General features: G+C 72.2%; 11 protein-coding genes. 8 read left to right on the top strand and 3 right to left on the bottom strand.

Annotated features, from left to right (window positions below):
- Position 1 precedes the first annotated feature (1 nt).
- The 3 genes from CFI00_RS18345 to CFI00_RS18335 are packed head-to-tail and all read right to left on the bottom strand — an operon-like array spanning position 2 to position 2491.
- Positions 2–970 (bottom strand): hypothetical protein, encoded by a 969-nt coding sequence (locus CFI00_RS18345; protein WP_207082434.1) that lies wholly within the window; start codon positions 968–970, stop codon positions 2–4.
- Between the two features lie 2 nt (positions 971–972).
- The gene (gene dapD / locus CFI00_RS18340; protein ID WP_207082433.1) at positions 973–1902 is read right to left on the bottom strand and encodes a 2,3,4,5-tetrahydropyridine-2,6-dicarboxylate N-succinyltransferase; all 930 of its coding nucleotides are present in this window, start codon (positions 1900–1902) and stop codon (positions 973–975) included.
- Positions 1903–1945: 43 nt separating this feature from the next.
- The gene (locus CFI00_RS18335) at positions 1946–2491 is read right to left on the bottom strand and encodes a DinB family protein (RefSeq protein WP_207082432.1); all 546 of its coding nucleotides are present in this window, start codon (positions 2489–2491) and stop codon (positions 1946–1948) included.
- A gap of 364 nt (positions 2492–2855) precedes the next feature.
- Between CFI00_RS18335 and ileS the strand changes: the two genes are divergently transcribed.
- From ileS to CFI00_RS18295, 8 genes are read left to right on the top strand one after another with little or no spacing between them, the layout of a single operon-like run.
- Positions 2856–6071: an isoleucine--tRNA ligase gene (gene ileS, locus CFI00_RS18330; RefSeq protein ID WP_207082431.1), complete on the top strand. Its 3216-nt coding sequence runs from the start codon at positions 2856–2858 to the stop codon at positions 6069–6071.
- A 28-nt stretch (positions 6072–6099) separates the two neighbouring features.
- Complete coding sequence (locus tag CFI00_RS18325; RefSeq protein ID WP_207082430.1) at positions 6100–7365, top strand: hypothetical protein; 1266 nt, start codon at positions 6100–6102, stop codon at positions 7363–7365.
- Positions 7362–8060: a hypothetical protein gene (locus tag CFI00_RS18320; RefSeq protein ID WP_207082429.1), complete on the top strand. Its 699-nt coding sequence runs from the start codon at positions 7362–7364 to the stop codon at positions 8058–8060. Before CFI00_RS18325 ends, CFI00_RS18320 begins: the two co-directional genes overlap by 4 nt.
- Complete coding sequence (locus tag CFI00_RS18315) at positions 8060–9265, top strand: hypothetical protein (RefSeq protein WP_207082428.1); 1206 nt, start codon at positions 8060–8062, stop codon at positions 9263–9265. The genes CFI00_RS18320 and CFI00_RS18315 overlap by 1 nt, the downstream gene beginning before the upstream one ends.
- A gap of 8 nt (positions 9266–9273) precedes the next feature.
- Positions 9274–10332 (top strand): succinyl-diaminopimelate desuccinylase, encoded by a 1059-nt coding sequence (gene dapE / locus CFI00_RS18310; protein ID WP_207082427.1) that lies wholly within the window; start codon positions 9274–9276, stop codon positions 10330–10332.
- Positions 10329–11099, top strand: coding sequence for a TIGR00730 family Rossman fold protein (locus CFI00_RS18305; RefSeq protein ID WP_207082426.1), 771 nt, complete (start codon positions 10329–10331; stop codon positions 11097–11099). Before dapE ends, CFI00_RS18305 begins: the two co-directional genes overlap by 4 nt.
- The gene (locus CFI00_RS18300) at positions 11096–11404 is read left to right on the top strand and encodes a DivIVA domain-containing protein (RefSeq protein ID WP_242532485.1); all 309 of its coding nucleotides are present in this window, start codon (positions 11096–11098) and stop codon (positions 11402–11404) included. The genes CFI00_RS18305 and CFI00_RS18300 overlap by 4 nt, the downstream gene beginning before the upstream one ends.
- 16 nt (positions 11405–11420) lie before the next feature.
- Positions 11421–11843, top strand: a complete 423-nt coding sequence (locus tag CFI00_RS18295) for a hypothetical protein (RefSeq protein ID WP_207082425.1) — start codon at positions 11421–11423, stop codon at positions 11841–11843.
- Positions 11844–11887 lie beyond the last annotated feature (44 nt).

The following is an 11887-nucleotide window of genomic DNA, read 5'->3' as shown; positions in this document are numbered from 1 at the left end:
GTCAGTCGAAGACGTCCACGTGGACGTGGTCGCGGTGCTCGAGGATCGCCCGGTCGCCGCCCGACGACGACGGCACGCGGTAGTCGCGCCACCCGTCGCCCGCCCACGACCCGGCCCGCCAGATGCGGTCGTCGAAGATGATGGTCCGGATGTCGAGGCGGTCGGCGTTGGCGACGAGGTAGGAGGCGATCGCCCAGCCCCGCTTGGTGTTCTCGGCGTTGATCGGGCGGAAGAACACGTCGACCGCGCGACCCTCGTAGTGCGCCGACCCCTCCATGTGGCCGCTCGAGACGCCGCCGGGCTCGAAGCCGCCGAGCGACAGCGGGCCGAAGCGCTGCTCGAGGTCACGGCGTACGACGGTCGCGCGCGGCACCAGGCCGGTCTCGTCGAGCCCGTCGCCGGCCTCCTCGGCGTCCCCCGGCACGTCGCACCACAGCGCGCCCGGCGAGTTGCCCGTCAGCGCGGAGGCGAGGGTGCGGCCGTCCTTCTCGTGGTCTGCGTAGGCGTCGGGGTAGGCCGAGCGCTGCACCTCCTGCGCGGCGACCGTGATCTCCATCGTGTCGTAGCCGTCGACCTGCGCGAGGGCGTCGTAGAAGGCGTTCGTGGCGTAGACGGGATCCGTCAGCTGCTCGACGGTGCCCCAGCCCTGCGACGGCCGCTGCTGGAACAGGCCGACGGAGTCGCGGTCGCCGTAGTCGATGTTGTAGAGCTTCGACTCCTGGTAGGCCGTGGCCAGCGCGATGCTCGCGGCGCGCGCGGGCATGCCGCGCTCGACCGCCACGGCCGTGATGAGCGCGGCGTTCTCGGCCTGCTCGAGGTCGACCTCGACGGTGTGGCCGTCGACCTCCGCGGTGCACCCTTTGGTGTCGAGGATCGACGGCACCCCGCCGCGGTCGACCACGACGAGCGCGGTCGCCACCGCGCCGGCGGCCACGACCGCGCCGATCGCGGCCTGGCGCAGGGACGGCATGGCTAGTTGGCGTGCAGGGCGGCGTTGAGGGCGATCCCGTCGCCCTTCCACGGCACTGCCTCGATGGCGCCGCTGACCGAGTTGCGACGGAAGAGGATGTTGTCGACCCCCGAGAGCGTGGCCGCCTTGACCACCTGCGGCTTGCCGTCGATGTCGTCGACGGTGACCTTGGTGCCGGCCGTGACGTAGCAGCCGGCCTCGACGACGCAGTCGTCACCGAGGGAGATGCCGATCCCGGCGTTCGCGCCGAGCAGGCAGCGCTCGCCGACGGAGATGACCTCCTTGCCGCCTCCCGACAGCGTGCCCATGATCGAGGACCCGCCGCCGACGTCGGAGCCGTCACCGACGAGCACGCCGGCGGAGATGCGGCCCTCGACCATCGACGTGCCGAGGGTGCCGGCGTTGAAGTTGACGAAGCCCTCGTGCATGACGGTGGTGCCCTCGGCGAGGTGGGCGCCGAGCCGGACGCGGTCCGCGTCGGCGATGCGTACGCCGCTGGGCACGACGTAGTCGACCAGCCGGGGGAACTTGTCGACCCCGAAGACGGTGACGTGCTGGCCCGAGGCACGCAGCCGGGAGCGGGTCGTCTCGAATCCCTCGACCGCGCAGGGCCCGGCAGACGTCCACACGACGTTGGTGAGCAGGCCGAAGACGCCGTCCATCGACATGCCGTGCGGCTTCACCAGCCGCGTCGAGAGCAGGTGCAGCCGCAGCCACACGTCCTCGGTCGTGGCCGGGGCGTCGTCGAGGTCGGCGATCTCGACCAGTCGCACCTCACGGCGTACGCCGCGGGCCTCGTCGTCGCCCTCGAGCACGGTCAGCTCCGCAGGCGCCTCGCCCTCGGTGGCGCCGAGGACGGGGGAGGGGAACCACGCGTCGAGGACGGTGTCGCCGTGCAGGGTCACGAGGCCGTAGCCGGAAGCAGCAGTCACGCCGCAAGGGTACGGAAGCGGCCCCACCCGGCCGGGTGGAGGGCTACTGCCCGGCGCGGCCGTCCACGCACTCGCGCACGAGGTCGGCGTGCCCGCAGTGGCGGGCGTACTCCTCGATCATGTGGACCACGATGTCGCGCACCTCGACGGGATCACCGTGCACGTCGACCACCCGGTCGAGGTCGGTGCGCGCGAGGACCTCGCGGGCGTGGGCGACCTCGTCCTGCCAGAGCGCGTGCGACTCACGCACCAGCTCGTCGTCGGCCTCGGGGAAGGTGAACCCGGCGTCCTCGGCCTCGTCGCCGAACAGCCGTGGCAGGTCCATCCGCGCCTCGATCACCCGGCGGAACCAGCTCTGCTCGACCCGCGCCATGTGCCGCACCAGCCCGAGCAGCGAGATGTTCGACGGCGGCACCGCCTTCGTCGCCAGCTGCGCGGCGTCGAGGCCGTCGCACTTCAGCGCCAGCGTCTGGCGGTAGTGCTCGAGGTAGCCGACCAGGCACTCGCGCTCGCCGCGCGTCGGCCCCATCTGCATCCGGGGGTCCTGGTCGGTGGGGAGCCACATGCCGTCGTACCCGGGGTTCGCCATGGGCCCAGCCAAGCGGGTCCCCGGCTCGATCCGCAATCGGGTGGTCGCGACAGTGGAGCCCGGGGCCGCTAGGTCCGGTCGGGGGCTCCACTGTCGCTCGTCCGCCAACTGATTCGCGCGTGCCCGAGCACACGCCGTACGATCGCCGCAGGCGTCTGAGCCGTCATCAGCGGCGAGCCTCGGGAAGAACGGGTACGGCGATCCGGCCGCGGCCCCACTAGACCCCGACGGGTGCGGCCCGACACAGCCGGAACGAGCGGTCGTCTCCCCGCCGGGGAGCGGCAAGCGAGGTGGTACCGCGGTCTGCAGATCGTCCTCGTGGTGAAGACCCGAGACGTACGACGCACCGCGAGGAGCACCCCAGATGGCCTACCCCAAGGTCTCGCACACCGACGCCACGACCGTCGCGAGCAGCCCCCGCTTCCCCGAGATCGAGGAGGCCGTGCTGGCCTACTGGGAGGCCGACGACACCTTCCGCGCGAGCGTCGAGCAGCGCGAGGCGGGCGCGAGCGGCGACAACGAGTTCGTCTTCTACGACGGCCCGCCCTTCGCCAACGGCCTGCCGCACTACGGCCACCTGCTCACCGGCTACGTCAAGGACCTCATCCCGCGCTACCAGACGATGCGCGGCAAGCGCGTCGAGCGCCGCTTCGGGTGGGACACCCACGGCCTGCCGGCCGAGCTGGAGGCGATGCGCCTCAACGGCATCAAGACCACCGACGAGATCGTCGAGCTGGGCATCGAGAAGTTCAACGAGGCCTGCCGCCAGAGCGTGCTGAAGTACACCGGCGAGTGGCGCGACTACGTCACCCGCCAGGCGCGCTGGGTCGACTTCGACAACGACTACCGCACGATGAACCCCGAATTCATGGAGTCGGTCATCTGGGCCTTCAAGCAGCTGCACGACAAGGGCCTGGTCTACGAGGGCTTCCGCGTCCTGCCCTACTGCTGGCAGGACGAGACGCCGCTCTCCAACCACGAGCTGCGCATGGACGACGACGTCTACCAGATGCGCCAGGACCCGGCCGTCACCGTCGGCTACGACGTCACCACGGACGGACCGTTCAGGGGCGTCAAGGTCCTCGTCTGGACGACGACCCCGTGGACCCTGCCGTCCAACCTCGCGGTGATGGTCGGCGAGGACATCGACTACGTCGTCGTCACCTCCGACGGACCCACCGGCAGCCCCGAGCGCTACCTCATCGCCGAGGCCCGCCTGGCGTCGTACGCCCGCGAGCTGGGGGAGGCGCCCGAGGTCACCTGGCGTGGGACGGGCGCCGACCTCGTCGGCCTCGAGTACGCCCCGCCGTTCAGCTACTACGCCGGCCACGAGCGCGCCTTCCGCCTCGTGCCCGCCGAGTTCGTCACGACCACGGACGGCACCGGGCTGGTGCACACCGCCGGCGCGTTCGGTGAGGACGACAAGGTCGTCACCGACCGCGAGGGCATCGAGGCGGTCATGCCGGTCGGCAAGGACGGGCGCTTCACGTTCCCGGTCACCGACTACGAGGGCATGCAGGTCTTCGACGCCAACCTCCACGTCATCGACCACCTCAAGGCCGCCACGCGCGGCGACGGCCCCACCGGCTCCGTCACCCCCGGCACCGTCCTCGTGCGCCGCGAGACCTACGACCACTCCTACCCGCACTGCTGGCGCTGCCGGCAGCCCCTGATCTACAAGGGCGTCTCGTCGTGGTTCGTCGAGGTGACCAAGGTCAAGGAGCGCCTCATGGCGCTCAACCAGGACATCCGCTGGGTGCCCGACCACATCAAGGACGGCCAGTTCGGCAAGTGGCTGGAGAACGCCCGTGACTGGTCGATCACCCGCAACCGCTTCTGGGGCAGCCCGGTCCCGGTGTGGAAGTCCGACGACGAGCACCACCCGCGCATCGACGTCTACGGCTCCTTCGAGGAGATCGAGCGCGACTTCGGCACCCTGCCCCGCGACAAGGACGGCAACCCCGACCTCCACCGCCCGTTCGTCGACGAGCTGACGCGTCCCAACCCGGACGACCCGACCGGGAAGTCCACGATGCGTCGCGTCACCGACGTCCTCGACGTGTGGTTCGACTCGGGCTCGATGAGCTTCGCGCAGGTGCACTACCCGTTCGAGAACAAGGACTGGTTCGACCACCACTTCCCCGGCGACTTCATCGTCGAGTACATCGGCCAGACCCGCGGCTGGTTCTACACGATGCACGTCCTGGCCGGCGCGATCTTCGACCGACCGGCCTTCTCGACGTGCCTGAGCCACGGCATCGTCCTGGGCAACGACGGCCAGAAGATGTCGAAGTCCCTGCGCAACTACCCCGACGTCCGCGAGGTCTTCGACCGCGACGGCGCCGACGCGATGCGGTGGTTCCTGATGTCGAGCCCGATCCTGCGCGGCGGCAACCTCGTCGTCACCGAGCAGGGAATCCGCGACTCGGTGCGGCAGGTGCTGATCCCGCTGTGGAACAGCTGGTCCTTCTTCACCCTGTACGCGAACGCGGCGGGCGGCGGCGCCGGCCACGAGGCCCGGAGTGTGCTGGGGCGCACCGACGCCATGTCGAACCCGATCGACCGCCACATCCTGGCCAAGCTGCGCGACTACGTCGCCGCGATGACCGACCAGCTCGACAACTACGAGGTGGCGGCGGCGTGCGACTCCACGCGCAGCTTCCTCGACGTGCTGACCAACTGGTACATCCGTCGCTCCCGCGAGCGGTTCTGGGACGAGGACGCCGACGCCTTCGACACCCTCTACACCGTGCTCGAGGTCGTCTGCCGGGTCACCGCGCCGCTGATGCCGCTCACGACCGAGGAGGTCTGGCGCGGCCTCACCGGCGAGCGCTCGGTGCACCTGGCCGACTGGCCCGCCGCCGAGGACCTGCCGGCCGACGAGGCGCTGGTCGCGTCGATGGACACCGTCCGCGACGTCTGCTCGGCCGGATCGGCGCTGCGCAAGGCCGCCCACCTCCGCAACCGGCTGCCGCTCTCGCGCCTGACGGTGGTCACCGAGGCCGACCTCACCGGCTTCGAGTCGCTGGTGGCCGACGAGCTCAACCTCAAGTCCGTCGAGCTCTTCGCGACCGACGCGCCCGAGGCGGCGGCGTACGGCGTCTCGCAGCGGCTCACCGTCAACGCCCGCGCGGCCGGTCCGCGCCTGGGCAAGGACGTCCAGCTCGCGATCAAGGGCTCCAAGTCCGGTGACTGGTCGGTGGCGGAGGACGGCACCGTCACCGCCGGCGGGCTCACGCTCGTCGAGGGGGAGTACGCCCTGGAGACCGTGGCCGGCTCGTCGGCCGACGACACCGCCATCGGCATGCTGCCGCGTGGCGGCTTCGTCGTCCTCGACACCGCCGTGACGCCCGAGCTGGAGGCGGAGGGCACCGCCCGCGACCTGGTGCGGGCGGTCCAGCAGGCCCGCAAGGACGCCGGGCTCCAGGTGAGCGACCGGATCGTGCTGACGATCTCGGCGCCCGTCAGCACCCTGGACGCCGCGCGGACCCACGAGGCCCTGATCGCGGAGGAGACGCTCGCCACCAGCGTTGCGTACGCCGACGCCGACGAGGTGGCCGTCGAGGTCGCCCGGGCCTGACGCACACGACATCTCGGGGAGCTGCAGCATGGACGGACCGACCGACATCGACGCGCTGGCGGAGGCGCTGCGCGAGGACGGCGTGGTCATCGACCGCGCCATGGGCAGCGGCGAGGCGCAGGAGTCCGAGGACCGCATCTCCGCGCTCGTGCGGGAGGTGCCGTTCCCGGTGTACGTCGCGCTCGTCGAGACTCCGGAGGGACTGCCCGACGACGGGCCTGCGGCGAGCGACGCGCTGGCCGGTCTGCTCAACCGCCGGCTGGGCGACGGCCTCTACGTGATCCGGCTCCCGCTGGCCGGGCAGCAGGTCTGGTCCTACGGACTGGGCGCCGACCCGTCCCGGCTGAGCCTGGCGGACTACGCCAACCGCGACGTCCTCGAGGCGTCGATCGCCGAGCTGGCCGGCCCGCGCGGCACCGAGGACTATGTCTCCGCGCCACCGGCGGTCGTGGCAGAGGTGTCCGCGCTCACCGCCGAGGACATCGTCGAGGTGGGACGCCAGGAGCCGAGCAGCGGCTACCCCGCGACCCTGGACCAGGTCGCCGCCGATCGCCTCGCCGAGCGGGCGGTGGAGCTCGCCGCGTCGGCGAGCTGGCGGCCCGGGCGCGACGACTACGTCCCGGTGCGGACCGCGTCCGCCGGGCTGTCCGCTGTGGTCGGCGGTCTCGTCGGTCTCTGCGTCGCGCTCCTGCTCGGCCAGACGCTGGTCGGCTGGCCCCGCCGTCGCCGCGCCGCGGAGCCCGAGCCGCCGGCGAAGGTCGTCGCGCCGCCGCCACCGCCGCCCGACGTGCACGCCGAGCGCCGGATCGCCCGGTCGCAGGCCGATGCCCTCGCGAAGGCGCTCTCCGACACCGACTGGAACGCCGTGCGCGACCGTGACACCGCCGGGCGCGCGCTCACGGCACGGGACGCGGTGGAGCAGCTGCTGACCTCGCGCGACGTGGCCGACCTGGTCGGTGCGCAGGTGGTGGCCCGCGCCGGCTCGCGCGACCTCTCCCGCGGTCGTCGCGGGACGGGCGAGTCCCTCCGCACCTGCTTCTTCGATCCCCGCCACTCCGGGGCCACCGCCACGGCGAGCTGGCGCCTGGGCGACGGCGACGTCGAGGTGCCCTGCTGCGCGGTCTGCGCGAGCGCGGTGGCCGAGGGCGAGGTCCCGGCACACCTGCGCCTTGCGACCCGTCGCGGATCCCAGCCCTACTGGGAGCGCGACGACGTGTGGGCCCGGACGGGCTTCGGCGCCATCAGCGACTTCCTCGCTCGTGACGTGCTGGCCGATCGCGAGGCTTCCCGGTGACGCCCCGGTCGCGGCGGATCGCGGGCTGGAGCACCGGAGCCCTGGTCGGCGTCGTCGCAGGCGTGCTGCTGGGCACCGCGACGCACGACTGGCAGGAGGAGCGCGAGGCGCGCGACATCGAGCTCCGGGCCGAGGAGTTCGCGCGCACCGACGTGGTGCCGCCGCCGGGCGACGCCGTACGCGCGCTGGTCGAGCAGGACGCGCTCGTCGCTGTCGACCCGCTCCTAGTCGACCGCGTGCCCGAGGACGACGTACGCCGCGCCGAGGCGATCCTCGAGGAGGCGTCGGTGCCGGCACGGATCGCCTACCTGACCTACCCGGACACCAGCGACGCCGGCTACACACCGGGCGGAGCGCCGGTCCAGTGGAGCACCGCGGTCGGCGAGGAGGGCCACTACGTCGTGCTCTGGGACAACGGGACGAACACCTCCGTGGCGGTCGGTCTCGAGCCGCCCTACCTCGAGGCCGGCACCCAGGGCCAGCCCGGTCCGGCCCTGGTCCGCATCGCTGCGGAGATGGCCGCCTGGGAGGCCGAGCCCCTCCCGACGGCGCCCGAGGAGCCGAGCGACTTCGACTACTACGACGGCATCGGCGGCGGCATCACGGCGGCGCTCCTGTTCGGCGCCCTCGGCGTCGTGCCGGCCTTCCTCCTGCTCCGGTGGTTCGTGGGATCCCGACGACGAGAGGTCGCGTGATGGACCAGATCAGTGACGCCACGATCACCGAGATCGAGGAGGAGCTCGCCGGCGACGGGGTGTGGATCGATCCCGCCTTCGCGCGGAGCCAGGACATCTCCGCCGACGACGAGGCCCGCATCGAGGAGGCGGTCGCCTCCGCGGAGCAGGCCGACCTCAAGGTGGTGCTCGTCGAGGTCGACACCCAGGACGAACGCTTCCAGGGCAGCTTCTCCAGCCTCACCGCCTGGCTGCAGGACAGCACGGGTGGCCGCCACACGACGTACGTCGGTTGGCAGGACTACAGCGAGCCGGCGCTCCAGGTGGACGCCTACGGCGACCAGCCCGACACGACGTACGTCGACAACGTGGCTGCCCACGAGAACCCCGACGACTTCGTCGACCAGGTCGTCCGGGTGCAGGAGCTGCTCGACGACGGCAACGCCGACGCGCTGTGGGACGAGGTCCCCGACGACGAGAAGTACTCCTGGACCGCCGACGAGGGCGTGCAGGCCTCCGAGGTCGTCGGTGGGTTCGGCATCGTCGTGGCCCTCGCGGTGGTCGTGGCCGGGATCGTGGCATGGCGTCGCCGGCGCCGCGCCCGCCCTGCCGGTTTCACCCTTCCCGCCACCGTGCTGCACACGGTGCGCGCCGCGGAGGACCGGCGGCTGCGCCAGCAGGCCGACGCCGAGGTGCTCGCGCTGGGGGAGGCGATCGGTCGCGGCGAGCCGCGTGGGTCCGCCGACGCGCTGGCCGCGTGGCAGCAGGCGCTGGACCACTACGCCGCCGCGCGCTCGATCCTGTCGCAGGGCGCGGCGCCGGCCGACGTCGTCGGGGCGCTCGTCCTGACCCGCCGGGGCGAGGACGCCCGCGCGAGCGCCCAGGACACGTCGTCGTCGACCTGGGAGCCGCTGCCGGGATGCTGGTTCAATCCGCTGCACGACGGCCCGACCACCAGGGCCACGTGGCGGGAGGAGGGGCACGCGGTCGACGTACCCTCCTGCCGCGCCTGTGCGGCGGACGTGCGCGCCGGACGCGAGCCGCGCGACGTCCTCGACTTCATCGAGGGTGACCGGACCGTGCACTACTTCCGCCTCGACCTCGGTCCGTGGAGCCGGACCGGCTACGGCACGCTCGAGCCCGACCTGCTCGGCGCGCTCGGCTCGAGCCGGAGCAGCGCGCTGCGCGGCCGGGGGACGCGGGCCCGCCGCGGCCCGACTGGTTGAATCGAGCCATGGCCCACCTCGACCTGTCCGCCGACGTCGTCACCCTGACCCAGCAGCTCGTCGACATCTTCTCGGTGTCCCACGAGGAGGAAGAGATCGCCGACGCGGTCGAGTCCGCCCTGCGCGGGCTCCCGCACCTCACCGTCACCCGGCGCGGCCACACGATCGTGGCGCGCACCGACCTCGGCCGCGGCGAGCGCGTCGTCATCGCGGGTCACATCGACACCGTTCCGCTCAACGACAACCTGCCCTCGCGCCAGGAGGACGGCGTCCTCCACGGCCTCGGCAGCTGCGACATGAAGGGCGGCGACGCGGTGATGCTCAAGCTCGCCGCCGACGTGACCGAGCCCAACCGCGACCTGACCTTCGTCTTCTACGAGGCCGAGGAGGTCGACTCGGTCCACAACGGCCTGCGCAAGCTCACCGAGAGCGACCCGCACCTGCTGGAGGCCGACTTCGCGATCCTCATGGAACCCAGCAACGCCGCCGTCGAGGCCGGCTGCCAGGGCACCCTGCGCGTCGACGTCCGCACCACCGGCGAGCGCTCCCACAGCGCGCGGAGCTGGAAGGGTGTCAACGCCATCCACCTCGCCGGGCCGGTGCTGGCGCGGCTCAACGACTACGTCGCGCGGGAGCCGGAGATCGACGGACTGACCTACCACGAGGGTCTCAACGCCACCGGGATCCGCGGCGGCGTCGCCGGCAACGTGATCCCCGACGAGTGCGTCGTCGAGGTCAACTTCCGTTTCGCCCCCGACCGCAGCGAGGCCGACGCCGAGGCCTTCGTCCGCGACTTCTTCGAGGGCTACGACGTCACGGTGACCGACCTGGCCGCCGGGGCGTTGCCCGGGCTCGACCGCCCGGCTGCCAAGGCGTTCGTCGAGGCGGTCGGCGGGGAGGTGGCGCCGAAGTTCGGCTGGACCGACGTCGCGCAGTTCACGAAGCTCGGGATCCCGGCGGTGAACTTCGGTCCCGGCGACCCGATGTTCGCCCACAAGCAGGACGAGCACGTGCCCATCGAGCACATCGAGCGCTGCGAGCGCCTGCTGAAGGACTGGCTGGCATGAGTGACCGCTCGCACGACCGGATGAAGGGTCCGGTCATGACGCGCCGCAGCCAGGTCGAGGAGGGCACCACCACCGACCAGCGCCTGCTCGACTCGCGCGGGCCCAGCGACTGGGTCCACACCGACCCGTGGCGCGTGCTCCGCATCCAGGCCGAGTTCGTCGAGGGCTTCGGCGCGCTCGCCGAGCTCGGGCCGGCGATCGCCGTCTTCGGCTCGGCCCGCACCCCGGCCGACCACCCGTTCTACGCGATCGGCGAGGAGGCGGGCCGCAAGCTGGTCGAGGCCGGCTTCGCGGTGATCACCGGTGGCGGCCCCGGCGCGATGGAGGCGGCCAACAAGGGCGCCTGCGAGGCCGGGGGAGTCAGCGTGGGTCTCGGCATCGAGCTGCCCTTCGAGTCCGGCCTCAACCAGTGGGTCGACAAGGGCATCAACTTCCGCTACTTCTTCGCCCGCAAGACCATGTTCGTCAAGTACTCCCAGGGCTTCGTGGTGCTGCCCGGCGGGCTCGGCACCTTCGACGAGCTGTTCGAGGCGCTCACGCTGGTGCAGACCCGGAAGGTCACCTCGTTCCCGATCGTGCTGATCGGCAGGTCCTACTGGCAGGGTCTGCTCGACTGGCTGCGCGGCACGGTGCTCGCCGAGGGCAAGATCAACGCTGCGGACCTCGACATGCTCGTGGTGACCGACGACGTCGACGAGGCCGTGGCGCTGATGGTCGCCGCCCGCCAGGACCGCTTCCCCACGCCGCCCCCGGAGCGTCCCGAATGATGTGGCTGTTCGCGGCGCTGATCGTCCTCGCCATGGCCGGCGTGGCGATGGTGGCCTCCGGCCACGGTGGGTCCATGGCACCGGCGTACGGCGACCGCCCCGACCTCGCGCTGCCCCAGGACCGGTCCCTGGAGGCGCGGGACCTGCGCCGGGTGCGGTTCCCCCTCGCGCTGCGCGGCTACCGGATGTCCGACGTCGACGCGCTGCTCGCGCGCCTGGCCACCGAGCTCGAGGACCGGCGTGAGGACCGGACCGACCACGGCCCCACCGCCGACGGCTCGTCTGGCGAGCCGGCTCGCGACTAGGGCAGACTGCACGGCCATGTCGTTCCCGATCGTCGTGTGGATCCTCACGGCACTCGCCGCCGTGGCGATCGTGCTGACCCGCCTCCGCCTGCGGAATGACGCGGCGGCCGGGCAGTTCGCGATCAGCAGGCGGGTGCCGCTCGCCCACTTCGTGTCCGGCACGCTCGCGCTGGTGCTGTGGCTGGGGGTGCTCGTGGCCCCGGAGGACTCGTTCGTCGGCGGTCCGTTCGTGGGCATCCTGGCGATCGCCTGCTGGTGGGTGACCGCCATCTGCGGACTGCTGGTCCTGGCGCGCTGGCTGCCGTCGCGTGGTCGGCACGTGCCCGCCGCGGCGGGCGACAGCTGGAGCGACGGGCCCGGCCTCTCCCTGCTGGCCCACCTCGGCATGGTGGTCGGCGTGCTGGTCTTCACCTACGCCTACCTCACCGCAGCGGTCTGATGGCCCGCAGCCGGTGCCGGGACCGGACCGCGCGCGGCTGACCC

This window comes from Nocardioides sp. S5, assembly GCF_017310035.1.
GTDB lineage: Bacteria > Actinomycetota > Actinomycetes > Propionibacteriales > Nocardioidaceae > Nocardioides.
Note: the sequence above shows the minus strand (reverse complement) of the source record. Positions and strands in the feature narration are given on the sequence as shown.